Source organism: Streptomyces sp. NPDC036815 (assembly GCF_055609205.1).
This window is the reverse complement of sequence record NZ_JBVJPW010000001.1, coordinates 615,433-641,236: the sequence shown is the minus strand read 5'-3', so window position 1 is coordinate 641,236 and position 25,804 is coordinate 615,433. Positions and strand designations below refer to the sequence as shown.

Sequence of the window (25,804 nt, the reverse complement as noted above, 5' to 3'; positions counted from 1 at the left end):
TCACCGTGCGGGTGGATGATCTTGGCGCGCTCGTCGTCGGTGACCCTGCGCATGTCTCTCCGCACGGCCATGGGTACGTCCCTGGTGACGTGCGACGGCCCGGCCACGCGCGGGCGCGGCCGGGCCGGGTTCTGTCGTGGTGTCAGCGGCGGCGGAAGAGGCAGATCAGCGCGGTGCGCTCACCCGAGATTGCCTTCCCCTCGGCGGCGGCCATGTTGTAGAGGCTCCAGCCTTCCGCCTCGATGGCCTCGATCTGCTCGCCGACGCCGGTCATGATGCCGGTGGAGCGGTGACTCAGCTGGGCCTCGATGACCTTGAAGACGATGGTGTTCTGCCCCCGCGCGTACGCGTCGCGTGCCTGCGTGGTTGCGGCGTCGGCCTTGGCCTTGTTGATGAACCCCACGTGTACCCCCCTGGTACGGATGGTGAGAGAGGGACCCACACTGCCAGTGGTAGATGGTCAAGGGGCGGGGTTCTGCGGATTCGGGAAACGAGTAAGGCCCGCACGGGGCGGGCCTGTTGTTTCCGGGCATACCGGATCTGTGGCCCAGCGTGGAGCATGATCTCCCGGTTGGCAACCGGCGTCCGGCATGGCGTGCTGCAACGCAGCATCTGCAGGCGAAGGTCCAGTCCGAGGTTGCCAGGTAGTGCAGCTTCCCTGCGCTGGGTGCATGCAATTCGCCACGAAGCGATCAATTAGCCAGTATCCAGAGTCGAGCGAAAGGGGCCCCCTATCGCCGTATAGGAATTTTCTAATTAATTAAGGATGGCGATTCGAGTAAAGTCCGGCTGGGGCAAGCGAACTGGATCATTCCCATTCAGATGCACGCCCCCCCGCCCGAATCGAGACTCAAAGGAGCGTTATGTCCTCACGCTGGACTCGCCACCGCCGTGCCGGAGCAGGTACTGCTGCTCTCGTAGCCGCAGCAATGTTGGGCACTGTAATTTCCGGCCCGGCTTTTGCGGCGGACGGCGCGCAAGGGTCGAGGGCGTCAGCACCTACGGCCACGGTGCACGGTGCCGGAACCGCCGCGTCCCGTATTGACTTCTCCAAGGTTAGCGACGAGGCGGGTGAGGCTGCGATTCAGAAGGCACTGGACCTCATTGCTTCGATCCCCGAGCCGCTGATCCAGCGACTTGAAGCGGGTGATCAGAAGGCGGCCCAGGAGGTGGAGGATTTCCTGAAGCAGAGCTCTAGCGCTCAACCCACCCCGCGAGGCTGGTTCCAGTGCGTGGCAGCAGTTGGAAAGTTCGCTGCCGAAAATGGGATCGGCGTCGCGAAGGTGTACAAAATTGTCAAGAATAGCGCGAAGGTAGCAAAGGCAGTTTGGGCCTACTTGAAGCACAAGAAGTACCCTGGCCACATCGACGAGGACATCGCCAACCTCATAGTCAACTCTACGGGGCTTCCCGCGCTAGCTGAGGCATGCTTGTAGCCAAGCGAGAGGATGAGGCCGCAGTGGAACATGGTTCAGCTGACCAGCCCGAATCGGCCGACGACCTTGGGGCCGTAGGGTCAGCTACTGTCTATTTGGGCATGTTCCTGCTTCCGGGATACATCCCTGCAACCTTTATCGGTGAACTATTCGGCAATCGAGGTCTGCCCGCGTCACCGTGGCTGATCGCACCATTCGTGATACTGATCCTTTCCGTGATGATGCGGTTCGAGCCGTACCTGCAGGGACGCCCTTGGTGGTCTCGGGTGGACGATGTATGGGGGGTCCTGCTGCTCGGACAATGCCTTGCTGCTCCCATTGTCGTCGCTACGGTGTGGCCGATGTCTTTTTGGCTGTGGCTGCCTCCTGCGGTGCCTACACTTTTGTCCTTTGTGCCCCTGGCGTGCGCTGTGTGGTGCGTCAAGCTCTGGCATCGGCATCTTTGGAAAACGCAGCGGCCACAGCTGGGGCCGTATCGACCTGTTCCGCGGATCGGCGACCGAGGTTCTGAGGATATTTAGAAGTTGTTCTCGGAACCGTTATTCCGGCTTGCTGTGACGGAAGAGAAGACTGACACCGGGCCCCACCGCACCCCTGCTGCGGCGGGGCCCGGTGTTCACTCGCGAACTGACCGCGCTGCTCGGGCGTCCAGTCGGCGACCTTGTCGGGGAACTGGTCGGTGAGGGCGCGCAGGGCCTGTGTCTCGGGCCCGGTGTCTCATGCCATGGTGATGCTCCTGTCTCGTGTGATCGGGATGGGGACCGGGGCGGCCGTCAGCTGCCAGGCGGGGGTCGCCCCGGGGCTCAGTGGGTGGGGGTGTAGCGGGCGAGCAGCGTGGGCTGCTGCACCGTGACGACGTCGACCTCGACCGAGCGCTCGTGGTACAGCACCTCGGTCATGGCCAGGCGCAAGATCTCCCCCGTGGTCGGGTGCGGGTCCTCCCAGCTCTGTCCGCCGTCGACGCTGACCTGCACCTCGTAGGGCGCGGCAGGGGCGATGTCGGCGACGGGGCTGGCGTCGTGGATGCGGGGCCACTTGGCCGGGTCACGCTTCGACATGGGCCCCCTTCACCGGTAGGAGTGCAGGCGCGCTGCGGCGGTACGGGCTGCGCGGAGCCCGTCCCCGGGGCTCAACTCCTGCGCGAGGGGGCGCCGGTCGGCGTCGAGGTGCGGGGCGTGGTCGTGGGCGATGGCGTCGGCGACGGCCTCGCAGCCGCACGAGGTGTATCAACTCGACCAGCGCACGGGCGGCGTGCACGGTCTGATGGTGGTCACCGACTGCTACCTCGGACCGTGGTGGGGCGAGCTGGCTGGAGTCCACCGCGACAACTGTCTGCTGAAGAGGGTCGACAGGATCGACGGCAAGGAGTTCGTGCGGCATGTGATCCGCGTCGACCCGAAGGTCGGGGCGTGGCACGAGGATCCCGTCGAGCTCGACGAGGAGGGCCTGAAGGCCTGGCACTCGGAAGAGGACGCTCGGCTGCGGGAATGCGTGGCCAGGGGCTGGAAAGCGAACCGGCGTAAGCCGCCGAAGAGTCGCCTAGTGACCTACCTGGGGCCGCCGAAGAACAAGTTCTCGGCGCGGGAGATCGATGTCCCGGAGTTCCTGGTATCCCGCCTCTCCGCGCACATGGAGACGTGGCCGCACGCCTACCCGTTCTCCACCCCGAAGGGGCCACTGTGGCTGCGCGGGAACTTCACGTCCCGGCATCTGCGGCCCGCGGCCGATGGGCGCAAGGCAATCCCCCGCAAGCGCGGGTACGTAGGCCGGGATGAGTGGCTGCCGATTCCGCCCGGGTTCACGATGCGGGGTGCGCGGCACACTGCGGACGTGTGGATGAAGGAGGACCGGGTGGACCGGGCTCTGCGGTTCTTGACGATGGGGTGGGTACCGAAGGGCATTGAAGGCACCTACGAGCGCGTGACGCCGGAGATGCGCAGGCACCGCCTGGTCTGTCTGGAGGCTCGCTGGGAGCGCGGGCAACGGGTGGCGCTCCAGGCCGCGAGTTGAGATCACCAAAGAGTTGATCCCCTAAATTTCTCCTAAACGATCACAGAAGAGCCCCGTACCGATCATGGTACGGGGCTCCGCTGCTGGTCAGGCCCGGTGGGCGCGGACGGTTTCGAACCGCCGACATCCTCCTTGTAAGGGAGGCGCTCTACCCCTGAGCTACGCGCCCGGGACGAGTGGACAGCCTACCTTGTCGCAGGCAGTGCCCCGCAAACCCGTTCCCGGGGGTTGATTCCAGGAACGACTCCGATCCCGATCACCGGTCGTTCGCGCTGCCGGGCAGGACGCTGACCATGCCGTGAAGCTCCGGCTGGCCGCCGTGCCCGACCGTGGCGAGGCGCGGAGCAAGGACGGCTACGACGGCAGCGTCTCCGTGCGCAGCGCGAACTAACCGGCCCGTGTATTCGTTCTCAACCGGTGGGAGAATGTGACACCGGGCAGGGCGGATGACAGTACGGGAGAGGGATAGTGACGGCGACACCTTCGCAGCCGTACACGCCGGACAGAACGCAGCCGTATACACAGCCGTACCCACCGGACAGCGCGGCGGCCGAGCGCACGGTGGCAGGCAGCGCGGCGGGCACGGCTCGCGCTCCGCGCCGACCCGCCCGTCGATCCCGCGGGAGCGTACGCCGCGGCGGCCCCCTGCGTGATCTCCTCATCATCACCGGCGCCGTCGCCCTCGCCCTGCCGCTGCTCGCCGCCACCGCCCCGGCCGCCTTCGCCGGCGGCGGTACGCGCCGGTGGTTCGGCGGCCGGGGCGAGAGCCTGCGCGCCGAGGCACAGGCCGCGAAGGACGACGCTGCCGCCGCCTTCTACGAACTCGACACCGCCCAGCGCGATCTGCGCATCTCCATCGAGACCATCGTCGCCGTGGACTCCTCGCCCGCGGGGCAGCGGGCCGTATCGGACTTCGAGGCGATGGGGCGGCGCATCGACGAGGTCAGCCACCAGTACATCAGCGCCGTGGACGCCCACGACCTCGACCGCGACGACCTGGACTCGTCGGTCGCGGCCCGCGCCAGGACCGAGCTCACCCGGGCCAAGGACGAGCTGGGCAAGGCCAAGCAGGACCTGGAGCGTTTCCGGCAGGGCCTCGGCCCGCTGCTCGACAAGGCGGAGACGCAGCTGGCCCGGCTCGCCCCGGCGGTGGAGCGGGCCCGCCAGACGCTGCTCGCCGCGAGCAACGCCCTCGATGCCGTGCGGGCGGCGGGGCTCAAGGCCGACGACCTCGCCGCCCGCCTCGCCGCCCTCGGCCCCGAGCTGACCAAACTCAACCAGGGCGCGGGCCGGCACGGCGTACCGGAGACCCTGCAGCGCGCGGACCGTGTGCTGCGCGATGCCGAGGCCGTGCGCGCCGAGGCCGAGCGGCTGCCCGAGCGCGCCGCCGAGATCGACCGGCGCCTGGTGTCGCTGCGCACCCGCGCGCAGGCGCTGACCACCCGCAGCGGCCAGGTCGAGCCGGTCCTCAGCGAACTGCGGCGCCGGTTCTCGGCCGCCTGCTGGCAGGACCTGCAGAGCGTTCCTGACCAGGCCGCGGAGAACGTACGACAGGCCGAGACCAAGCTGAAGGAGGCGCAGCAGGCGCGCGACGAGCAGCGCTGGCCGGACGCCACGTCGCTGCTCTCCACCGTCCGGGCGTTGCTGAACTCCACGGACGAGGCGGTCTCGGCGGCGGGCGACCGGCTGCGGCGGCTGAACGCGGTGGCGAAGGATCCGCAGCAGGAGATCGAGCGCACGCGGTTCGCGATCCGGGACGCGCAGCGGCTCGCGATGGCGGGCCGCCAGACCCCGGAGCCGCGCCATGCCCGCCCGCTGGACGAGTCCGTGGCCCGACTGGACTCCGCGGTGGCCTCCCTCGAAGGCCGCCACCCGGACTACTGGCACTTCCTGACCGAGACCGAGGCGGTCCGTACGACGGTGGCGCGCGTGGTCGCGCGGATACGGGAGGAGCGGGGGCAGGGCGCCTGAGGGTGCCCGCTCTGCGCCCCGGCGCCCCCGGTCTCCCGGTTGGCGGTCGCCCCCTCCCTGGCGGACGCCAAGGAGGCGGCACGACAACCCGTACTGGAAGGCACGCCACCGGGATCCGGGATCGGGAGGAACCCGCGGCGCGCAGGCCCTGAAGCCCCGGTTCCGGTCGTCCCGCACCGCTGTGCGAATCTGGGGAGATGCGCGACTTCCCCACGGATCTCCGGGCACGGCGCCTCGTCGCCATCGTGCGCGGCAGCGATCCGGACGCCTCTTTCCGTACGGTCATGACGCTCGTGGAGTCCGGCATCCCGCTGGTCGAAGTCTCCCTCAGCAGCGCGGACGCCCTCGGTGTGCTGCGCCGGGCGCGGGCCGAGCTGGGTGCGGACGCCTGGCTCGGCGCGGGCACGGTCCGCACGGCCGACGACGCGCGGCGGGCCGCCGACGCGGGCGCCGACCTGATCGTCACGCCGGGGCTCGGCGCGGGCGCCGACGAGGCGGTACGGCTCGGCCTCCCGGTCCTCGGCGGCGTCCTCACACCGACCGAGGTCATCGCCGCCGAGGCGGCGGGAGTGACCGCGTTGAAGATCTTCCCCGCGTCGGCGATGGGCGGCCCCGCATACCTCAAGGCGCTGCGCGCCCCCTTCCCCGACACCCCCTTCGTGCCGGTGGGCGGCGTGGACGCGGCGGCCGCCGAGGCGTATCTGGCGCTCGGCGCGGTCGCGGTGGGCGTCGGCTCCCCGCTGATCGGCGACGCGGCGGACGGCGGCGACCTCGCCGCGCTGCGGGCTCGGGCCGCGGAGTTCGTGAAGGTGACGGAGACGGAGACGGCCGGGACGGTACGGCGATGAAGGAGCCCGGCGACGCCACGACCGCGCCCGACGCGACGGCGCCCGACGGCGTTCTGACCCTCGGCGAGACCATGGTCGCCCTGCGCGGCAGCGGTCCCCTCAAGCTCGGCGGCACCATGAACGTCTCCGTCGCGGGCGCCGAGAGCAACGTGGCCATCGGCCTGGCCCGCCTCGGCCACGCCGTCCGCTGGGCGGGCGCGGTCGGGGCCGACGAGGCCGGTGAGCTGGTCCTGCGGACGCTGCGCGCGGAGGGCGTCGACGTCTCCCCCGCCACGCGTGACCCGCACGCCCCTACGGCACTGGTCCTCTTCGAGCCGCGCCTGCCCGAGGTGACCCGGGTGCACTACTACCGCGCGGGCTCGGCGGGTTCGCGGCTCGCCCCGCCCGCGGTCGAGGCCGCGTTCGCCTCCGCGGCGCCGCGCCTCCTGCACCTGACCGGCATCACCCCGGCCCTCGGCCCGTCGGCGGCCGAGACCTGCCGGCGCGCCCTGCGTCTCGCCCGCGAGCACGGCACCCAGGTCTGCCTGGACGTCAACTTCCGCGCCAGGCTGTGGAGTCGGCGGGAGGCGGCCGCCGAGCTGCGCGCGTGGCTACCGTACGTGGACGTCCTCATCGCCTCCGACGACGAACTGCCCCTGTGCCTGCCGGAGTCGGCGCCCGCCGAAGCCCCGGAGGAGTTCCTCCTCGCGCGGGGCGTCCGGGAGGTCGTGGTCAAACTCGGCGCGGACGGCGCCACGGCCCACACCGCCGACGGCCCACTGCACTCCCCCGCACGCGAGGTGCGGGCCGTGGACGCGGTGGGCGCGGGCGACGCGTTCGTCGCCGGTTACCTGTCGGCACTGCTCGACGACGAGGACGTGGCATCCCGCCTGGACCGCGCGGTCACCACGGGCGCGTTCGCGGTGGCCTCCCCCGGCGACTGGGAGGGCGCCCCCACAAGGCCGGAACTGCCCCTACTGGGAGCGGAACCGGGCACGGTGGTGCGCTAGCCAACCCTGAGCGGTGCCCCCAAGGGCCCCGTCAGGGACGCGAGGAACGGCGCGACAAGCCACGACGAACCCGCACCCGAGACCTCCGGAGACCCCCTAGGGGCGCGGGGAACTGCGCGACAAGCCACGACGCACCCCCACTCGACCACCGACGGAGACACCCCCTCCCAGGGGCGCGGGGAACTGCGCGACACCCCCGCCGACGACCACCTCAGCCGCAACAACCCCCACCACAGCAACCACCACCACCACCGCCCCCGCCCCGCCCCCCGCGAGGGCCAACCGCAGAACCCCCCACAGCAACGGCGGACAACAGCTTCACCGTGTCCTCGTGCCCGGCAGGGCACACCGCGGGCGCACCGGACTCCGCCATGGGCCGGCTCAGCTCAAAGGAGTCACCACAGGACCGGCACCGGTATTCGTATCGAGGCATGCGCTCAGGCTAACCGCCCCGAGGAACGCCCGGGCGATCTCCTCCCCCGCCGCGACCCCCCGCTCCGCCAGCACCGTGAGCCCCCGCGCCGTGAACTCCGTATCGGCCAGCTCCCCGTGCCCCGGCCGCCAGGACCGGTCCGCGGCGAGCAGCAGATCCGCGTCGAGGAGCGAGTCGCCCGCGGCGAGGACCTCCTCGGCGCCGGTCCGCCGCGCGACCTCCCGCACCGCCGCGCTCTTGGTGAGCGGCTTCGGCACGGCGTACAGCTTGCGGCCCTGCAGCGAGACGGTCCAGCCGCGCGCCCCGGCCCAGTCGGCGAGCTCCTCGACCCACTCCTGCGGCAGCAGCGCCCGGTCGACGACGAGGTACGCGAAGAGGTCCTCGGCGACCCGCTCCTTGAGCAGCCAGGCGGGGTCGGCGGTACGCACCAGATGGGCGCGGACCTCGTCGAGCGAGGCGCACTCGGCGGCGAGGGCGCGGGCGACCGTCGTCCGCCAACCGGGATCGGAGACGCCGTCGACGAGCAGGTGCCCGCCGTTGGCGCAGATCGCGAACCGCGGCGCGGGGCCCGGGAGATGGATGCGCCCGTACTGCTCGCGGGTGCGCGTCGTGGTCGGTACGAACAGGGCGGCGCGGCCCAGCTCGGCGAGGAGCCCGGCGGCCGTCTCGGTGACGTACGAGAGCGGCTTGCCCTCGTACACCTCGACGCAGAGCAGGCGCGGCGCCTCCGCGTCCGGCACGGTCAGGCCGAGCGCGGCAGCGGAGTAGATGAGGGTGCGGTCGAGGTCGCTCGCGATGAGGCGCGTCACTTCGAGGCCACCGCTCTGCCGTCCGCTCCCGTCGCCCCGCGCGTGTACTTGGGGTGGATCAACCCCACACAGGTGTACGGGAGTTCACCGACCTCCTCGACGGGCACGCCCCGCTGCTCGGCGAGCAGTCGCACGTGGTCGAGGTCGGCCCCCGCGCCCGCGCGGGCCAGGATCTTCCAGGGGACGCGGCGCAGCAGTACGCGGGTCGTCTCGCCGACGCCCGGCTTGACGAGGTTCACGTCGTGGATGTCGTACTCCTCGCTGATCCGCTCGACGGCGGCCCAGCCCTCCCAGGTCGGCTCCCTGTCCGCCCCGAGCACCTCCTTGACCTGCGCGTCCACCGCGTCGTCGACCTCGCCGAAGCGGGCCACGACCGTGTCGACGAAGGCGCGGGAGAGGTCGGCCCCGGCGAGCTCGCGGTAGAACTTGCCGCCGTGGAAGTCGTCGGGTCCGACCAGGTCGGCGCGGAGCACGGTGCGCGAAATGAGGCCGGAGACCGTGGAGTTGAGGCAGGCGGAGGGGATGAGGAAGTCCTCGCGGGTGCCGTAGGTGCGCACGCACGAGCCGGGGTCGGCGAGCACGGCGATCTCCGGACTGAAACCGGTGGGACCGCCGCCCTCCTCGAACTCCCGCACCGCGTCCGCCAGTTCGCGGGTGATGGCACCCTTCCCAGTCCAGCCGTCGACGAAGACGACGTCGGCGGGGTCGTGGTGGGCGGCGAGCCAGCGCAGCGCGTTGGCGTCGATGCCGCGGCCGCGCACGATCGACACCGCGTAGTGCGGCAGGTCGAGGCCGTGCCGGTGGGCCGCCCAGCGGCGCATGAGGACGCCGACGGGGGTGCCCGCGCGGGCCAGGGACACCAGGACGGGCCGCGGCGACCGCTCGGCGAGTACGGTCTCGGTGACCGCGCCGACGGCCTGCGCGATGCGGGCGGCGGACGTGCCGAGCGCGGCGTGGAACAGCTCCTGGTAGCGCTCGCTGGGCTGGTACTCGACGGGCAGCGACTCGGCGTAGTGCGCGCCACCGCTCTGTATCGCCTCCTCCCGCTCCTCGGTGGGCGCTTCGAGCGTAACGTCCGAGAGGTCCTGGAGCAGCCAGCCGACGTCTTCGGGCGCGTACGAGGAGAAGGCGGGGCCGCGTAGGGGCTCGGGGAGCATGGAGGGCCTTTCGGGGGCGTGCGCGCCGGTCGGCGGGTCGGAGGTCGCGCCGGTCGGCGGTACGTAGGACGGGACGACGGCCAGCAGGACGTGCCCGGTGTGGTCGGAGAGCCGCGCCAGCAGACCGCCCGGTGCGTGCAGCTGCGGGGTGTCCGCGACCGAGTCGACGACCGCGACGACCGCGTCGAAGCCGCCGCCCGCGACGTTGTACGCGTACCGCGTCCCGGGGCCGTCGGCGGGCTCGTCGTGCGCGGGGAAGGCGAGGCGGGTGCGGATCGCGTAGCCGGGGTCGTCCACGGCGAGCACGGGCGAGCGGGTCGTGGTGGAGAAGCGCACCTCGGCGCCGGTCCGGCGCTCCAGCTCGGCGCCGAGCGCGAGCGGCGCGTACATCAGCTCCTCGAAGCCGAGCACGAGCACCCGGCGCACGCCGTCCGGCAGCGCCTTCGCGATCCGTGCCGCCATGTCCGGCAGCGCCGCGTCCAGGGCGGTCCGGTGCGCGGGCGTGAAGCCGTGCCGCCCGCCGTCGGGCACGCCCGCGGGCCAGCCGAGGTCGACGCGGGTGAGGGGGCCGGGCTCGGCGCGGGGCCGCGGCACGACGGGCGCCGGCCGCGCCTCGTACTCGGCGACCAGCGCCTGCCCCTTCGCCAGGACGCCGTCGGGCAGCCGCACCGTCCCGGACGCCGCCGCGACGAGGTCGACGCGGGCGCCGATCTCGCGGGCGAAGTCGGTGAGGCGCCCGCGGTCCTCGGGCGAGCGCATGTCGACCAGCGCCACGATCACGTACCGCTCGCGCGGGAAGCGCTCGTGCAGGGCGCGCACGGTGTTCAGGACGGTGTTTCCGGTGGAGAACTCGTCGTCGACGAGGACCAGCGGGCCGTCGCCGGCGAGCAGCCGCGGATCCTCGGGGAGCAGCAGGTGCGACGTGGCGTGCGAGTGGGACTCCTCGAAGCCGCCCGCGCGCTCGACGCCCGGGACGGGGCGCCGCGTGGAGTGCAGGTAGGGCGCGAGGGCGACGCCGTCGGCGACCGCGTGGCCGAGGCCCGTCGCGGTCTCCGCGTAGCCGAGGACGACGGCGCGCCCTGCCTCGTCGTCGCCGAGCAGGTCCCGCACCCGGACGCCGAGGCCGTGCCCGGCCGCGTACACGACCGAGGGGCGCTGCGGTACGTGCTTGCCCAGGACATTCGACACCAGGAGGTGCGCCCGCTTGGGGTTGCGGCGCAGTGCGAGGCCGAGCATGGCGCGCAGCGCCGGGTCGCCGTCGAGCCCGACCCCGAGCCGCTCGGCGACCCAGCTCCCCGGCCACACGGGCGCGCCCGTCGTCTGCGGCGTCGCGTCTTCAGTCACGTACGTCATGCTCCTTGCGTTCCTTCTCGACGTTCATCAGCCGGGGATCCCGGCGGTGAGCAGCTCCACGAAGCCGATGTCCTCCTTGGCGACGCCGAAGACCTCGGCGCGGCGCAGGGTCCGCTCGGCCCAGGCGCGGTGCGGCTTCACCTCGTTCATCTTGTTCGTGTACGAGGAGCGCAGGACCCCGCCGCCGCCCCGCTCGGGGCGCAGGATGTCCTCGGCGTCGCTGAACTCCTCGTGGCTGACCACCGAGAGGGCGTGCACGGGCAGGACGTGGGAGGGGTGGATGCAGGTCTTGCCGAGCAGGCCGTTGGCGCGGTCGAGCTCGATCTCGCGGAGCAGGCCGTCCATGTCGTGCTCGATGAGGGCCTGGCGCAGCTCGTCGGCGCGGCTCTCCAGGAAGGGGCTGCGGCGCAGCTGCGGCTTGAACATCCGCTCCTGGACGCGGAAGTACTCCCACACCGGCCCGGTCACGGTGAATCCGGTGCCGTCGGCCCTGCCCAGGACGTTCACCACGTCGGCGATGACGGAGGCGACGATCTGCACGTCGTAGGCGGTCATGTCCGGCGGCCTGCGCAGCCCGTACGCCGAGCAGAAGTCGGTGACGCCGAGGCGCAGCGCGAGGATCCGGTCGCGGTACTTGTCGACGGCGCGGGAGACCCCGGCGAGGGTCTCGGCCCGGCTCTCCAGGTGCAGCAGCTCGGGCGACTCCAGGACGGGCATGGCGAAGAGCCGTCGGCCGGCGCCGGCCGGGTCGTCCTCGGTCGGTTCCGCCTCCGCGGCCACCAGCGCCTCCAGGAACGGAACGCCCCGCTCCTCGGTGAACTTGGGCAGCACGAACCCGGAGAGCAGCCGGACGCTCGCGCCGAGCCTGCGGACCAGGTCGAGTATCTGCTCGGCGGTGCGCACCCGGATGAAGAGCAGCGGCGGCTCCGCGTCCCGCGCCGCCAGGTCGGCGAACTGCCGGACCAGGTTCTCCTCGGCCTCGACGACTTCGGCGTCGTCTATCGAGTCCTCAAGGCAGAGCACCATGGAGACCACGCCGCGCCCGGCCTGTTTCAGGATGTCGTCGGCGAGGCGGGGGCGGGTGGCGGGGCTGTAGAGGGTGGCTCCGAGGGCCACCGCGAGCAGCTGCGGCGGGGAGGCGGCAGTGAAGGCACTCGGCTCCCGGTGGAAGAGGCGCTGCCGCACCTCAGGGGCGATGTGCCCGAAATGACGCATGTGACTCCTTGCCATCGCCTGTTTCATAGACGTCGGCCGTATGGATGTGGCCGGTAATAGTACGTAGAGACGGGTGCCGGGGGTTCCCGCAGGGCATGAACTTCAGGTAACCCGGCCATGTCACACATGCTCACCACACAACCGTCGCACGCTCGCACCACTCGCAGGTCAGGAGCCTGATGACGCGGCCGGGGCCCCGGGCCCCCCACGTTGTCCGAGGGCTGCGGGGGAAGGCAGGATGACCGCATGACGCACGCGATGTTGAAGGGGTCGAACGTCCCTCTCGAAGCCACGGCGGTCCGCGCCGTGCTCCGCTGGACCCCCGGCCAGGGCGTCCCCGACGTCGACGCGTCGGCGCTGCTGCTCGGCGGCGACGGCCGGGTGCGCTCCGACGAGGACTTCGTCTTCTACAACCAGCCGCGCCACCCCGCGGGCCAGGTCTGGCGGCTCGGCAAGAAGCGGGTCGCCGAGGGGCTGACCGACACGATCCAGACGGACCTGGCGGGCATGGATCCCGCGGTGCACCGGGTGCTGCTCGCGGCGTCGGCGGAGGGCGTGGCCTTCGAGCGCGTGCCCGCCCTGCGGATCCTGCTGTACGACGCCACCGTCGCCGATGGCGAGCCGCTCGCCCACTTCGACATCACTCCGCAGACCGGCGAGGAGACGGCGCTGATCTGCGGGGAGCTCTACCGCCGCGGCGAGGGGTGGAAGTTCCGCGCGCTCGGCGAGGGGTACTCCAACGGTCTGGAGGGGCTCGCCTCGGACTTCGGCATCTCCGTGGACGACTCGGACTCCGCCTCCTCGGAGCCCTCGCCCTCGGCCTCGCTCCCGCTGCCGCCCCAGCAGCCCACGGCCCCGCCCGCCGTGGCCGGTCCCGCGTACGGCTATCCGCCCGTGCCGCCCCGGCATCCGGCGCCCCAGCCCTCGTACGGCTATCCTCCGGCGGCGCCCACCCAGCCCACTCCGATCGCCCAGCCCGCGCCCGTCGCGCAGCCTTCGTACGGCTATCCGCAGCCGGTGACCCCGATGCCGGACCCGAACTTCCGGCTGCCCCCGCAGGGGCCGCAGTTCCTGCCCCGGTAGGGGCGCGGGCGGGCTCGGCGGGCGCACGGCTCAGCCCACCTTGGACTTGTAACCCCGGCCCCACTGGAGCCCCCAGCCGTACAGTCGGTCGAGCTCGGCCTGGAATCCGTAGACGAACTTCACCTCGCGGCGCACGACGAGCTCGTCCTTGACGTTCTCGATGGAGACCACCGCGCACGAGCGGGCCTGCGGCTGCCGCTCGTCCAGGTCGATCTCGATCCGGGGGCCGTTGCTGGGGTAGAGCGTGACCTTCGCGTGGGTGCGGTCGAAGGCGGGGGTCTGGTCGTAGATGTACACGAAGATCAGCAACCGTTTGATCGCCTCGCGGTGGTCGAGGTTGACGTAGAGCGTCTCGCCCGACCCCGAACCGAAGCGGTCGTCGCCGCTGCCCTTCACGTACGGCGGGGAGTTGAGGCTCCCGAAGAAGTTGCCCAGCGGCTGCACCACGCCCTTGTCGCCGTCGGCCAGCTCGTACAGGCAGCCCAGGTCGAGGTCGACGTTGACCATGCTCTGCGTGTGCGCCTGGACCGGCTCGGGCCGGAACATCTGGAAGGGGTTCCGCAGCAGGCCTCCGCCGCGCGGCCCGCCGATGAGGTCGGACGTGCGCATCTGCCAGGACAGGTTCACGCGCAGGTTGCCGGTGGCCGCGCCCTGCTTGGAGAGCGAGACCGTCGGGTGCCGTTTGGTCAGTTCGATGGAGTTGGTGGCGGCGCTGCCCGATTCGAAGTCCATCGAACGCCCACGCCACAGACCGTCCCAGAAGGACATTCCCGCCCCCAAGTGCCCTTGTGCCGCCTACGAATACCGACGGGGCGGCCATGAGGACCTCTCCTCGACGGCCGCCCCGCACAGAGCGTTCCTCGCCCCGGCCGCCGTCACACTCCGGGAACCGGAATCGGACGGGGTCGGCGAGGGAATCAGTCAGTGTCAGACCCCCGAGGAGACCTCAGCCTTCTCTCCCGAGCTGCCCTGCCCCTCGGCCGCCGCCATCCGCTTGTTGCGGATCACGGACGAGATGAAGGACCAGGCGATCAGGATGACGCCGACGGATCCGGTGATGACCTCGTGGATCTCGTACTGGATGGTGACCAGGAGGATCACGGCGAGGGCACCGATCGCGTAGTGCGCGCCGTGCTCCAGGTAGACGTAGTCGTCGAGGGTGCCCTGGCGGACCAGGTAGACGGTGAGGGACCGGACGTACATCGCGCCGATACCGAGGCCGAGCGCCATCAGGACGATGTCGTTCGTGATCGCGAAGGCGCCGATGACGCCGTCGAAGGAGAAGGACGCGTCGAGGACCTCGAGGTAGAGGAACATGAAGAACGCGGCCTTGCCCGCCATCACGACGGCGGGCACCTTCTTGCCGGTCCGCTTGGCCTCTTCCTCCTCCTCGTGCTCGCGCTCCTCGTCCTCCTCCAGCTTGTTCTCGAAGTAGCCGGAGAGGCCGCCGACCACGAGGTACGTGATCAGGCCCGCGATGCCGGAGATGAGGACCGTCTGCGCCTTGTCCACGTGTGCGCCGCCGTGCTGGTGCGCGTGGGTGGCAACCGTCATCGCCGAGATCAGGAGCACGACGAGGGCGATGCAGACCGACAGCATGTCGACCTTGCCGAGCTTGGCGAGCGGGCGCTCCAGCCAGCTCAGCCACTTGATGTCCCGGTCCTCGAAGATGAAGTCGAGGAAGATCATGAGCAGGAACATGCCACCGAAGGCGGCGATCGACGGGTGGGCGTCGGTGACCAGCTGCTGGTAGTGGTCCTTCTCGTTGAGGGCGAGGCGGACGGCCTCGATCGGGCCGATCTTGGCGCTGATGGCCACGATCACGACGGGGAAGACGAGCCGCATGCCGAAGACCGCGATGAGCACACCGACCGTGAGGAAGATCTTCTGCCAGAAGGCACTCATCTTCTTCAGGATTCCGGCGTTGACCACCGCGTTGTCGAAGGACAGCGAGATCTCGAGAATGGACAGGATCGCCACGACGCCGAACCCGGTCCACCCCCCGTAGATCACCGCGGCGACCAAGCCGAGCGCGGTGACCGCGAACGACCAGCCGAAGGTTTTCAGAAGCACTGGCTACCCAATCGTGTGTGTACGGGCTCCCGTTTAGCGGTCTCCCCCGCGCCGGTCCCCGGCTTTACGAAACGTTGACCCCGAAGTCTAGAGCGATGCCGCGCAGACCTGACGCGTACCCCTGCCCGACTGCACGGAACTTCCACTCACCGCCGTACCGATACACCTCACCGAAGATCATCGCGGTCTCCGTGGAGGCGTCCTCGCTGAGGTCGTAGCGCGCGAGCTCCTGACCGTCCGCCTGGTTCACGACGCGGATGAACGCGTTGCTGACCTGCCCGAACGTCTGGCCCCGGTTGTCGGCCTCGTGGATCGAGACCGGAAAGACGATCTTGTCGCAGCCGGCCGGCACCTTGGAGAGGTCGATCAGGAGCGATTCGTCGTCGCCGTCTCCCTCGCCGGTGAGATTGTCCCCGGTGTGCTCCACGGACTCGTCGGGGCTCTTGAGGTTGTTGTAGAAGACGAACCACTCGTCGCCGAGGACCTTGCCCGCGCTGCACAGCAGTGCGCTGGCGTCGAGGTCGAAGGGGGCGCCGGTGGTGGAGCGCGCGTCCCAGCCCAGTCCGACGAGGACCTGGGTGAGATTGGGTGCGGCCTTGGAGAGGGAGACATTGCCTCCCTTGGCGAGCGTGACGCCCATGGTGATGGTCCTCCCCGAGGTGAGAAGCGGGTCGTGAGCACGTCCGGCGCCGCACGCGTGTGGTGCGGCGCCGGACGCGGAGCGCGAGGGTGTCTTCGGCTCAGATGTCTTCGGCTCAGACGTTGACGCCGAAGTCCTGCGCGATGCCGCGCAGGCCCGAGGCGTAGCCCTGGCCGACCGCGCGGAACTTCCACTCGGCGCCGTGGCGGTACAGCTCGCCGAAGACCATCGCGGTCTCCGTCGAGGCGTCCTCGGAGAGGTCGTACCGCGCGATCTCCGCGCCGCCCGCCTGGTTCACGACGCGGATGAACGCGTTGCGCACCTGGCCGAACGACTGCTGGCGGTTCTCGGCGTCGTAGATGGAGACGGGGAAGACGATCTTCTCCACGTCGGCGGGGACCGCGGCCAGGTCGACCTTGATCGCCTCGTCGTCGCCCTCGCCCTCACCGGTGGTGTTGTCACCGGTGTGCTCGACGGAGCCGTCGGGGCTCTTCAGGTTGTTGAAGAACACGAAGTTGCTGTCACTGCTGACCTTGCCCTCCGCGTTCGTCAGGATCGCACTGGCGTCGAGGTCGAAGTCCGTACCGGTGGTGGTCCGGACGTCCCAGCCGAGGCCGACCAGAACCGCGGTCAGGCCCGGCGCCTCCTTGCTCAGCGATACGTTGCCGCCCTTGCTGAGGCTGACTCCCACGAATCCTCCCAATTGATGTCCAGGGGCGGGGAGCCCCAAGCGTTGCGTTGCCATCGGATCAACGTGTGGATCCTAGTGACCGGTTCCCGGCCGCGAGCGAAAAACGGGGCCCGGTCAGAGCGTTTCGAGCGCCGTGACGTACTCGTTCAGGTCACGCGCGTCCGGGAGGCCGTTCACGACGGTCCAGCGGACCACGCCCTCCTTGTCGATGATGAAGGTGCCGCGCACCGCGCACCCCTTCTCCTCGTCGAAGACGCCGTAGGCGCGGCTGACCTCGCCGTGCGGCCAGAAGTCGGAGACCAGCGGGTACTCCAGGCCCTCCTGCTCGGCGAAGACGCGCAGCGTGTGGATGGAGTCGTTGGAGACGGCGAGCAGCTGCGTGTCGTCGTTGACGAACTTCGGCAGCTCGTCACGGAGCGCGCACAGCTCGCCGGTGCACACGCCGGTGAAAGCGAACGGGTAGAAGAGCAGCACCACGTTCTTCTCGCCGCGGAAGTCGGAGAGCCTCACGGTGCGGCCGTGGTTGTCCTTGAGCTCGAATTCCGGGGCCTTGGTGCCGGTGGCGATTCCAGCGAGCGCCATGAGTATGCGTCCCTTCGACGGGGCCCCTCGTGCGGGGCTGATCGGGTGACGTCCACCCTACGTCCGGCGGTCCGCGCCTCACGCGCGCGTGAGGCCCCCGCCGACGGTGCGTCGGCGGGGGCCTCACGGTGCTTCTCCGGCTGGTGCCGCTGTGGGCCGCGCGGGCCCGGCGCCTCTCTCGGCCGCTGGGACCTAGCGCTTCTTCGCGGCTCCCTTGGGGGTGCTCAGCCGGCTGCCGTTCCAGTCCTTGCCGGCGTTGATGCTCTTGGTCTGGGAGAGCCCAGCGGTGGTCGACGCCTCGCCGATCTCGCTCGGCTCGACGTAGCCGTCACGACCGGTCTTCGGAGTGAGGAGCAGGATCGAGCCGCCCTCCTCCATGTACGCGATGGCATCCACCAGCGCATCAGTCAGGTCCCCGTCGTCCTCACGGAACCAGAGCACCACGGCGTCGGCCACGTCGTCGTACTCCTCGTCGACGAGCTCTGTGCCTGTGGCCTGCTCGATGGCCTCGCGGAGCTCCTGGTCGACGTCGTCGTCGTAGCCGATCTCCTGGACCACCTGGTCGGGCTGGAAACCAAGCCTTACGGCAAGGTTCGTCTCCGCGTGGTCCGCGGTCGCGCTCACGGATTGCCTCCTGATCATGTTTTTGGGAATGCCTGTCAGCCACGCGCGTGCGCGGGGCGTTGGCCGTAGTCCACACGGGCGGGGCGGATCGCGCAAGTACCCGGCCGCCGAGACCGCCGAAACGGTGACGTTCCCGACCGTGTCGCCGCAACTGCCGCCCCACCCGTCCGAGACCGAACGGCTCTGCGAAGCGGTTAGACAGGATGGGCGTATCGTTGCGATTTGGGCCGAGCCTACCCCAGGGACGCCGGATGACCGTCTCGGTTACCTCTCGGTAGACATGACGTACGCGTCCACGCGGTACACGATGGGGAGCGGTGCACGGCCAGGCAGAACCCAGGCGAGAGCCCCGACAGCGAAGGAACAGCGTGGCTTCCGGATCCGATCGCAACCCGATCATCATTGGCGGCCTGCCGAGTCAGGTCCCGGACTTCGATCCCGAAGAGACCCAGGAGTGGCTCGACTCGCTCGACGCCGCGGTGGACGAACGCGGACGCGAACGGGCCCGGTATCTGATGCTCCGGCTGATCGAGCGAGCGCGCGAGAAGCGCGTCGCTGTGCCCGAGATGCGCAGTACGGACTACGTCAACACGATCGCCACCAAGGACGAACCGTTCTTCCCCGGCAACGAGGAAATCGAACGCAAGGTCCTGAACGCCACCCGCTGGAACGCCGCGGTGATGGTCTCCCGGGCCCAGCGCCCCGGCATCGGCGTCGGCGGCCACATCGCCACCTTCGCCTCCTCCGCCTCCCTCTACGACGTGGGCTTCAACCACTTCTTCCGCGGCAAGGACGAGGGCGACGGCGGCGACCAGATCTTCTTCCAGGGGCACGCGTCCCCCGGCATCTACGCCCGCGCCTTCCTCCTCGACCGCCTCTCCGAGCCGCAGCTCGACGCGTTCCGGCAGGAGAAGTCCAAGGCGCCCAACGGCCTCTCGTCGTACCCCCACCCGCGCCTGATGCCGGACTTCTGGGAGTTCCCGACCGTCTCCATGGGCCTCGGCCCGCTCGGCGCGATCTTCCAGGCACGGATGAACCGCTACATGGAGGCGCGCTCCATCGCCGACACCTCCAAGTCGCACGTCTGGGCGTTCCTCGGCGACGGCGAGATGGACGAGCCCGAGTCGCTCGGCCAGCTCTCCATCGCCGCCCGCGAGGGCCTGGACAACCTCACCTTCGTCGTCAACTGCAACCTGCAGCGCCTGGACGGCCCGGTGCGCGGCAACGGCAAGATCATCCAGGAACTGGAGTCGCAGTTCCGCGGCGCCGGCTGGAACGTCATCAAGCTGGTCTGGGACCGCAGCTGGGACCCGCTGCTCGCGCAGGACCGCGACGGCATCCTGGTCAACAAGCTGAACACGACGCCCGACGGCCAGTTCCAGACGTACGCCACGGAGACCGGCGCCTACATCCGCGACCACTTCTTCGGCGAGGACCAGCGGCTGCGCGCCATGGTCGAGAACATGACCGACGACCAGATCCTGCACCTGGGCCGCGGCGGTCACGACCACAAGAAGATCTACGCGGCGTTCTCGGCGGCCAAGGCCCACAAGGGCCAGCCGACGGTGATCCTCGCCCAGACGGTCAAGGGCTGGACCCTCGGCCCGAACTTCGAGGGCCGCAACGCCACGCACCAGATGAAGAAGCTGACGGTCGACGACCTCAAGGGCTTCCGCGACCGCCTGCACATCCCGATCTCGGACAAGCAGCTGGAGGACGGCGCCCCGCCGTACTACCACCCGGGCCGCGACTCCGAAGAGATCCAGTACATGCACGACCGCCGCAAGGGCCTGGGCGGTTACGTCCCGACCCGCGTGGTGCGCGCGAAGCCGCTGCCGCTCCCCGAGGACAAGGCGTACGCGGCCGCGAAGAAGGGCTCGGGTCAGCAGTCGATCGCCACCACCATGGCGTTCGTCCGCATCCTGAAGGACCTCATGCGGGACAAGGAGATCGGCAAGCGCTTCGTGCTGATCGCCCCCGACGAGTACCGCACATTCGGCATGGACGCGTTCTTCCCGAGCGCGAAGATCTACAACCCGCTCGGCCAGCAGTACGAGGCCGTGGACCGCGACCTGCTCCTCGCCTACAAGGAGTCGCCGACGGGCCAGATGCTGCACGACGGCATCTCCGAGGCGGGCTGCACGGCGTCCCTCATCGCCGCCGGTTCGGCCTACGCCACGCACGGCGAGCCGCTGATCCCGGTCTACGTCTTCTACTCGATGTTCGGTTTCCAGCGCACCGGCGACCAGTTCTGGCAGATGGCCGACCAGCTCGCGCGCGGTTTCGTCCTCGGCGCCACCGCCGGCCGCACCACGCTGACCGGCGAGGGCCTGCAGCACGCGGACGGCCACTCGCAGCTGCTCGCGTCGACCAACCCGGGCTGCGTCGCCTACGACCCGGCCTTCGGCTACGAGATCGCGCACATCGTCAAGGACGGCCTGCGCCGGATGTACGGCCCCGACAGTGAGGACGTCTTCTACTACCTCACCGTCTACAACGAGCCCATCCAGCACCCGGCCGAGCCCGCCGACGTGGACGTCGACGGCATCCTCAAGGGCATCTACCGCTTCAAGGCGGGCGAGCAGGGCGCCATCCCGGCCCAGATCATGGCGTCCGGCGTCGCGGTGCCGTGGGCGGTCGAGGCCCAGCAGATCCTCGCCTCGGAGTGGAACGTCAAGGCGGACGTCTGGTCGGCGACCTCCTGGAACGAGCTGCGCCGCGAGGCCGTGGACGTCGAGCGCCACAACCTCCTGCACCCCGAGGAGGAGCAGCGCGTCCCGTACGTCACGCGGAAGCTGTCCGGCGCCGAGGGCCCGTTCGTGGCCGTCTCCGACTGGATGCGGAGCGTGCCCGACCAGATCGCCCGCTGGGTGCCCGGCACGTACCAGTCCCTGGGCGCGGACGGCTTCGGTTTCGCCGACACGCGGGGCGCGGCCCGTCGCTTCTTCCACATCGACGCGCAGTCGATCGTGGTCGGCGTGCTGACCGAACTCGCCCGTGAGGGCAAGGTCGACCGCTCCGTACTGAAGCAGGCGATCGACCGCTACCAGCTCCTCGACGTCATGGCCGCCGACCCGGGTGCGGCCGGGGGCGACGCATAGCGGTTCCCGTTCGGCACCGGAGGGCGACGGGCTTCTCGGCCCGTCGCCCTCCGGCGTCCGTGAGACCTCCCGAAGGGAACATCAGGACGCCGGGTGACGCGGCGGAGTCGCGGTGTTGACCCCGACGGTCCCGGGCGCCGCGCGATCCGGCCGACTCCGCGACCACGTACGGCCGCGTGAGCCGGGGCACTTGCGCGTGATGTGTCCGGAGCCCGCCCTCTTCACTCCCTGAGTCGGCTGGTTCGGGCTTCGCCTCACGAGTGCCCCCGTTCAGCTCTCCCAGACCTTGAATGCCCGTACGCGGTAAGGAGTTTCGGGCGCCCAGGTGCCGTTTCCCGGGTAGGTGTCGAACTCCGCCGCCTCGGCGCACTCCGCCGATTGGTAGACCGTGACCGGCCGGCCGGTGCGATTGGCGAGAGCCGTCGCGCTGCCCCCCTCCGGCAGCGCGACGCAGCTCTCGATGTCGATGTCGGCCAGCTCGTACACCTTGCGGGCGCCCCGGAACTCCGCCCGCTCCCACAGGCAGAGCTCGCCCGGGCCGCAGCCGCGGAGTGTCGGCGGGGCGGCGGCCCCGGCGTGTGTCGCCCCGGCTTGTGCCGCCCCGGCAACCGTGAGCGGCAGGACGACCGCGGCGAGCGCGGCCGCGGTGACGGTCGTGGGCATGGTCCTACGCATCTCTTCAACCCCCGTGCGATGTGGTGCAGTTGTCCCCACGGGGCGCGGCCCGGTCGCCCGTGCCGCCCTCGTGCGGATCTTCTGTGTGCACTGTGGACCCGTCGGCCGGGCCGTCGGAAGGGGTACGAATGCGCCTCACCCTGATAGGCGAAAGCCCCCCAGGATGTCCCTGAGGGGCTTTCCCCGACCTGGTGCGCCGCCGGGCGGTGCGGGTCTCAGATGTGGCCCACGCCCGCGCCCGCCTCGGCGTTGACGCCGCGCTTGGTCAGGAACGCCACGAAGACGGCGACCGCGGCGACTCCGGTGGCGACGAGGCAGGCCAGGCCCATGCCCGACATGAAGGTGTCGTGCGCGACCGAGGTGATCTGCTCGGCGACCGACGGCGGGGCCTTCGGCGGGACCGGGGCCACGCCGACCTGGACGGCCTCCGCGGCCTTGTCGAGCTGGGCCTCGCTGAGCGGCGGGAGCTTCGCCTCCGCCCAGTTGCCGGGCAGGTCGCTGTCGACCTTCGAGGCCATGACGGCGCCGAGGACCGCGGTGCCGAGGCTGCCGCCGATCTGCATCGCGGCCTGCTGCAGACCGCCGGCGACACCGGAGAGCTCCATCGGCGCGTTGCCCACGATGACCTCGGTCGCGCCGACCATCACCGGGGCGAGGCCGAGGCCGAGGAGCGCGAACCAGATCGACATGAGGCCGCTGCCGGTGTCCGTCTCCAGGGTGGACATCCCGTACATGGCGACGGCGGTGCACAGCATGCCGCCCGCCAGCGGGATGCGCGGGCCCATCTTGGTGATCATCGCGCCCGCGAGCGGCGAGCCGACGATCATCATGCCGGTGAGCGGCAGCAGGTGCAGACCGCTGTCGACCGGGCTCATCCCGTGCACGTTCTGCAGGTAGAAGGTGACGAAGAAGAGGCCGCCCATGAAGGCGATGGCCATGAGCACCATCAGGACCACGCCCGCGGACAGTGCCACGGAGCGGAACAGCCCCAGCGGGACGAGCGGTTCCCCGACCTTCGTCTCCCAGGCGGCGAAGAGCGCGAAGCACAGCACGGACGCGCCGATGAACGTCCAGGTCATGCCGGAGCCCCAGCCCCACTCCGGGGCCTTGATGAGCGCCCAGACCAGGCAGAACATGGCCGCCGAGAGCAGCGCGATGCCGAGGACGTCGAAGGACTTCGGCGCGTTCTCCGCGCGGTGGTCCCTGAGGATGACCAGGCCGAGCACCAGGGCGATGACGCCGACCGGCACGTTGATGAAGAAGACGGACTGCCAGCTGACGTGCTGGACGAGGAGGCCGCCGAGGATCGGGCCGCCGGCCGTGGACGCGCCGATGACCATGCCCCAGATGCCGATGGCCATGTTGAGCTTCTCGGCCGGGAACGTGGCGCGCAGCAGGCCGAGCGCGGCGGGCATCAGCAGGGCGCCGAACAGGCCCTGCAGGACGCGGAAGGCGACCACCAGCGGGATGGTGTCCGAAAGGCCGATGGCCCCCGAGGCGGCGGCGAAGCCGACCACGCCGATGAGGAAGGTCTGGCGGTGCCCGAAGCGGTCGCCCAGTTTGCCCGCGGTGATCAGTGCGACGGCCAGCGCAAGGAAGTAGCCGTTGGTGATCCACTGCACCTCGGCGAAGGTGGCGCCGAGGTCCTTCTGGATCGCCGGGTTGGCGATCGCCACGATCGTGCCGTCCAGGGCGACCATCATCACGCCGATCGCGACGGCGAAGAGCGTCAGCCAGGGGTGACCCCTGAGCCCCTTGGCCGGGGCCGGAGCGGGCGGGGGCTCCGGCGCCATGTCCGCCTTGTCGACGGTGGTCTGACTAGTCATACGACGAGATTAGTGACAGCGTCTGACAGTTGACAAACCATTTCACCAGTCAGTGCCTGTCACATGGCTCACAGGTATGGTGAACTGGGAAAACGGCAGGAAAGAGGACCACGGTTTGAAGACCACGCGGCGAGTGACCGGCACCCCGGGGGCGCGGATCGAGGTCTCCGACGACCTCTCCGCGCAACCCGCGAGGCCGGGGCTGCGCGAGCGCAAGAAGCAGCGCACCCGGGACGCACTCCTGCGCGCGGCGCTCGAACTCTTCACGACCAAGGGGTACGAGGAGACCACCGTCGACGAGATCGCCGAGGCCGTCGACGTCTCCCAGCGCACGTTCTTCCGGTACTTCGCCAACAAGGAGGAAGCCGCCTTCGCGGTCCAGGAGATGGTGGAGGCGCGGTTCGTCCGCACCGTGCGCGAGCGCCCCGCCCACGAGGCCCCGCTGACGGCGCTGCGCGGCGCGGTCATCGGCGCCTGGGAGGCGATGGGCCAGTCCATCGAGGAGGTCGTCCCGGTCGAACTCCACATGCGGACCTACCAGATGATCGAGTCGACGCCCTCCCTGCTCGCCGTCCACCTGCGGCGCTCCATGGAGGCCGAGGACGAGGTCACCCGCGTGATCGCGGAGCGCGAGGGGCTCGACCCGGACAGCGACCCGCGCCCGCGTGTGGCGGTGGCCGCCTTCGGCGGTGTCATGCGCGCCACGGGGCGACTGTGGGGCGCGGGCAGCGATGCCAGCCTGGAGTCGATCCGCGAGCTCACGGAGCGGTATCTCGACCACTTGGAGCCCGCGTTGGCGGAGGACTGGCGCACCCGCGAGCCCCGCCCGGAGCCGGGGGAACCGTCCGGCCCGCAGGACGACCCCACACAGTGAGTGACGTTTCGCACACACTGAGCAACCGTCACTTCCGCTGCGACGCGTGCGACTTGCACCTACGGAGCGTGACGGAATGATTCAATATGCGCCCGCTTTGCCTCAATTACCCGTCAAGAAACGTGATCTGCCTCACGCGATGCACGTCAAACATCACGGTTCTCCTAGGGTGTTCCGTAGTGACTTCCTTCGACTCCTCCCCTCAACTCAACGCCTGGCGCACTCTGCTCGCGCTCGCCGTCGTGTTCGTCATGCTGGCGACCACCGGGTGGACCGCCGTACGGCACAACAGAGGCGACGCATCGCCCCTGGAGGCCGCGCGCTCCGCCTGGGAGCACGGGCACATCGGCGGGCGCGCGCTGCCCGACACCGACGCTCCGGCCGGCCGGCTCGCGCACTTCTTCGCCGCGCTCGACACGCAGCAGCGCAACCGCCTCGCCGCCCGCTACCCCCTCGCGGTCGGCAACATGAACGGCGCGCCCGCCACGCTGCGTTATCGCGCGAACCACATCGCTCTCGGGCAGGCCCGCAAGGTCGAGCGGGAGCGCATGCACGACAAGCGCCTCTCCCCGCTGGGCCAGCAGGAAGCCGAACGCAGAATGAAGCGGTTCGGCGTCATGATGCGCCCCGGACGGCAGGTGTTCGCCTTCGATCCCATGGGTTCGGGGCGGATGGCCGAGGTCTTCGGAGACCTCGACAAGGCCCGCCGCGTCTCGGTCGTCGTGCCGGGCGTCGACACCAACGTGCTGACGTTCGAGCGGACGTTCCGCAAGTACTCGGCACCGGTGGGCATGGCGAAGTCGCTCTACCGCGAGGAGCGCTCGGTCGATCCACGCGCGCGTACCGCCGTGATCGCCTGGGCCGACTACACCGCGCCCGTCGGCATCGGCGTGGACGCGGCCACGGCCATGCGCGCCGAGGACGGGTCCAAGCGGCTCGACTCCATGGTGCGCGGCCTGCCCGGCCGCACTCCGGTCGCGCTGTACTGCCACAGCTACGGCTCCGTGGTGTGCGGTGTGGCCGCGCGGAAGCTCCCCCCACGAGTCACCGACATCGCGGTGGCGGGCAGCCCCGGCATGCGCGCCGACTCGGCGTCGCAGCTGGGCACGGGTGCCCGGATCTGGGCCACCCGGGACGGCGACGACTGGATCCAGGATGTGCCGAACATGGAATTCGGCGGGCTCGGCCACGGCGCCGACCCGGTGGCGGCGGGCTTCGGGGCGCGCGTGCTGTCCGCGGCCGGCGCGCGGGGGCACACCGGTTATTTCGAGCCGGGCACGGAGAGCCTGCGCAACTTCGCAGAAATCGGCACCGGCGCCTACGACGGGGTGCGGTGCGCGACCGAGGACGACGCCTGCCGGAAGGGCATTTCCGGCACGGCAGCGGCCTGACGCGCGTAGAAATCGATGAAACA

General features: G+C 70.3%; 23 protein-coding genes and 1 tRNA gene. 9 read left to right on the top strand and 15 right to left on the bottom strand.

The annotated features are described in order from the left end of the window. Positions 1 to 142: 142 nt before the first annotated feature. Positions 143 to 403 (bottom strand): hypothetical protein, encoded by a 261-nt coding sequence (locus ACZ69I_RS02835; RefSeq protein WP_470830238.1) that lies wholly within the window; start codon positions 401 to 403, stop codon positions 143 to 145. 607 nt (positions 404 to 1,010) lie between these two features. Here ACZ69I_RS02835 and ACZ69I_RS02830 point away from each other — a divergent pair. After that, positions 1,011 to 1,436: a hypothetical protein gene (locus ACZ69I_RS02830; RefSeq protein WP_467668736.1), complete on the top strand. Its 426-nt coding sequence runs from the start codon at positions 1,011 to 1,013 to the stop codon at positions 1,434 to 1,436. A gap of 803 nt (positions 1,437 to 2,239) precedes the next feature. Here ACZ69I_RS02830 and ACZ69I_RS02825 read toward each other — a convergent pair. After that, positions 2,240 to 2,494: a hypothetical protein gene (locus tag ACZ69I_RS02825; protein WP_470830237.1), complete on the bottom strand. Its 255-nt coding sequence runs from the start codon at positions 2,492 to 2,494 to the stop codon at positions 2,240 to 2,242. Between the two features lie 130 nt (positions 2,495 to 2,624). On the opposite strand from ACZ69I_RS02825, the gene ACZ69I_RS02820 reads away from it, so the two are divergent. Then, positions 2,625 to 3,446: a hypothetical protein gene (locus tag ACZ69I_RS02820; RefSeq protein WP_470830236.1), complete on the top strand. Its 822-nt coding sequence runs from the start codon at positions 2,625 to 2,627 to the stop codon at positions 3,444 to 3,446. Positions 3,447 to 3,543: 97 nt separating this feature from the next. Here the strand turns inward: ACZ69I_RS02820 and ACZ69I_RS02815 are convergent. Beyond that, positions 3,544 to 3,615: transfer RNA gene (locus tag ACZ69I_RS02815), tRNA-Val, on the bottom strand. Between the two features lie 299 nt (positions 3,616 to 3,914). Here ACZ69I_RS02815 and ACZ69I_RS02810 point away from each other — a divergent pair. The 3 genes from ACZ69I_RS02810 (at position 3,915) to ACZ69I_RS02800 (ending at position 7,254) form a co-directional block, all read left to right on the top strand. After that, positions 3,915 to 5,417, top strand: a complete 1,503-nt coding sequence (locus ACZ69I_RS02810; RefSeq protein ID WP_470830234.1) for a hypothetical protein — start codon at positions 3,915 to 3,917, stop codon at positions 5,415 to 5,417. Between the two features lie 197 nt (positions 5,418 to 5,614). After that, positions 5,615 to 6,265 (top strand): bifunctional 4-hydroxy-2-oxoglutarate aldolase/2-dehydro-3-deoxy-phosphogluconate aldolase, encoded by a 651-nt coding sequence (locus ACZ69I_RS02805; RefSeq protein WP_470830233.1) that lies wholly within the window; start codon positions 5,615 to 5,617, stop codon positions 6,263 to 6,265. Continuing rightward, on the top strand, positions 6,262 to 7,254 hold the full coding sequence (locus ACZ69I_RS02800; RefSeq protein WP_470830231.1) for a sugar kinase: 993 nt from the start codon (positions 6,262 to 6,264) through the stop codon (positions 7,252 to 7,254). The genes ACZ69I_RS02805 and ACZ69I_RS02800 overlap by 4 nt, the downstream gene beginning before the upstream one ends. Positions 7,255 to 7,465: 211 nt before the next feature. Here the strand turns inward: ACZ69I_RS02800 and ACZ69I_RS02795 are convergent, their stop codons facing one another. From ACZ69I_RS02795 to ACZ69I_RS02780, 4 genes are read right to left on the bottom strand one after another with little or no spacing between them, the layout of a single operon-like run. Beyond that, on the bottom strand, positions 7,466 to 7,687 hold the full coding sequence (locus ACZ69I_RS02795) for an FmdB family zinc ribbon protein (protein ID WP_467668748.1): 222 nt from the start codon (positions 7,685 to 7,687) through the stop codon (positions 7,466 to 7,468). After that, positions 7,636 to 8,496: an HAD family hydrolase gene (locus tag ACZ69I_RS02790; RefSeq protein WP_470830229.1), complete on the bottom strand. Its 861-nt coding sequence runs from the start codon at positions 8,494 to 8,496 to the stop codon at positions 7,636 to 7,638. Before ACZ69I_RS02790 ends, ACZ69I_RS02795 begins: the two co-directional genes overlap by 52 nt. Continuing rightward, the gene (locus ACZ69I_RS02785; RefSeq protein ID WP_470830228.1) at positions 8,493 to 11,006 is read right to left on the bottom strand and encodes a phosphoribosyltransferase; all 2,514 of its coding nucleotides are present in this window, start codon (positions 11,004 to 11,006) and stop codon (positions 8,493 to 8,495) included. The genes ACZ69I_RS02790 and ACZ69I_RS02785 overlap by 4 nt, the downstream gene beginning before the upstream one ends. Before the next feature lie 27 nt (positions 11,007 to 11,033). Next, a complete protein-coding gene (locus ACZ69I_RS02780) occupies positions 11,034 to 12,221 on the bottom strand; it encodes an HpcH/HpaI aldolase/citrate lyase family protein (RefSeq protein WP_470830227.1) in 1,188 nt (395 codons plus the stop codon). A gap of 246 nt (positions 12,222 to 12,467) precedes the next feature. On the opposite strand from ACZ69I_RS02780, the gene ACZ69I_RS02775 reads away from it, so the two are divergent. Beyond that, on the top strand, positions 12,468 to 13,304 hold the full coding sequence (locus ACZ69I_RS02775) for a TerD family protein (protein ID WP_470830226.1): 837 nt from the start codon (positions 12,468 to 12,470) through the stop codon (positions 13,302 to 13,304). A 30-nt stretch (positions 13,305 to 13,334) separates the two neighbouring features. Here the strand turns inward: ACZ69I_RS02775 and ACZ69I_RS02770 are convergent, their stop codons facing one another. The 6 genes from ACZ69I_RS02770 to ACZ69I_RS02745 form a co-directional block, all read right to left on the bottom strand. Then, the gene (locus ACZ69I_RS02770; protein WP_470830225.1) at positions 13,335 to 14,072 is read right to left on the bottom strand and encodes a TerD family protein; all 738 of its coding nucleotides are present in this window, start codon (positions 14,070 to 14,072) and stop codon (positions 13,335 to 13,337) included. Between the two features lie 159 nt (positions 14,073 to 14,231). Further along, the gene (locus ACZ69I_RS02765; RefSeq protein WP_467668760.1) at positions 14,232 to 15,377 is read right to left on the bottom strand and encodes a DUF475 domain-containing protein; all 1,146 of its coding nucleotides are present in this window, start codon (positions 15,375 to 15,377) and stop codon (positions 14,232 to 14,234) included. Positions 15,378 to 15,441: 64 nt separating this feature from the next. Further along, positions 15,442 to 16,017, bottom strand: coding sequence for a TerD family protein (locus ACZ69I_RS02760; protein WP_467668762.1), 576 nt, complete (start codon positions 16,015 to 16,017; stop codon positions 15,442 to 15,444). Between the two features lie 115 nt (positions 16,018 to 16,132). Further along, positions 16,133 to 16,708 carry a TerD family protein gene (locus tag ACZ69I_RS02755; protein ID WP_389723573.1) on the bottom strand — a complete coding sequence of 192 codons (576 nt, stop codon included), beginning with the start codon at positions 16,706 to 16,708 and terminating at the stop codon, positions 16,133 to 16,135. 114 nt (positions 16,709 to 16,822) lie between these two features. Further along, positions 16,823 to 17,290: a peroxiredoxin gene (locus ACZ69I_RS02750; protein ID WP_467668764.1), complete on the bottom strand. Its 468-nt coding sequence runs from the start codon at positions 17,288 to 17,290 to the stop codon at positions 16,823 to 16,825. Between the two features lie 192 nt (positions 17,291 to 17,482). After that, the gene (locus ACZ69I_RS02745; RefSeq protein WP_467668766.1) at positions 17,483 to 17,914 is read right to left on the bottom strand and encodes a DUF3052 domain-containing protein; all 432 of its coding nucleotides are present in this window, start codon (positions 17,912 to 17,914) and stop codon (positions 17,483 to 17,485) included. Between the two features lie 368 nt (positions 17,915 to 18,282). On the opposite strand from ACZ69I_RS02745, the gene aceE reads away from it, so the two are divergent. Then, positions 18,283 to 21,015, top strand: coding sequence for a pyruvate dehydrogenase (acetyl-transferring), homodimeric type (gene aceE, locus ACZ69I_RS02740; RefSeq protein WP_470830222.1), 2,733 nt, complete (start codon positions 18,283 to 18,285; stop codon positions 21,013 to 21,015). Positions 21,016 to 21,285: 270 nt separating this feature from the next. On the opposite strand, the gene ACZ69I_RS02735 is transcribed toward aceE, so the two are convergent. Together ACZ69I_RS02735 and ACZ69I_RS02730 are read right to left on the bottom strand one after the other, a co-directional pair. Continuing rightward, positions 21,286 to 21,678 (bottom strand): peptidase inhibitor family I36 protein, encoded by a 393-nt coding sequence (locus ACZ69I_RS02735; protein WP_470830220.1) that lies wholly within the window; start codon positions 21,676 to 21,678, stop codon positions 21,286 to 21,288. A 227-nt stretch (positions 21,679 to 21,905) separates the two neighbouring features. Continuing rightward, a complete protein-coding gene (locus ACZ69I_RS02730; RefSeq protein ID WP_467668772.1) occupies positions 21,906 to 23,516 on the bottom strand; it encodes an MFS transporter in 1,611 nt (536 codons plus the stop codon). 133 nt (positions 23,517 to 23,649) lie between these two features. On the opposite strand from ACZ69I_RS02730, the gene ACZ69I_RS02725 reads away from it, so the two are divergent. Both ACZ69I_RS02725 and ACZ69I_RS02720 read left to right on the top strand, forming a co-directional pair. Continuing rightward, complete coding sequence (locus ACZ69I_RS02725) at positions 23,650 to 24,390, top strand: TetR/AcrR family transcriptional regulator (RefSeq protein WP_470830218.1); 741 nt, start codon at positions 23,650 to 23,652, stop codon at positions 24,388 to 24,390. Positions 24,391 to 24,569: 179 nt separating this feature from the next. Continuing rightward, positions 24,570 to 25,781: an alpha/beta hydrolase gene (locus ACZ69I_RS02720; RefSeq protein WP_467668774.1), complete on the top strand. Its 1,212-nt coding sequence runs from the start codon at positions 24,570 to 24,572 to the stop codon at positions 25,779 to 25,781. Positions 25,782 to 25,804 lie beyond the last annotated feature (23 nt).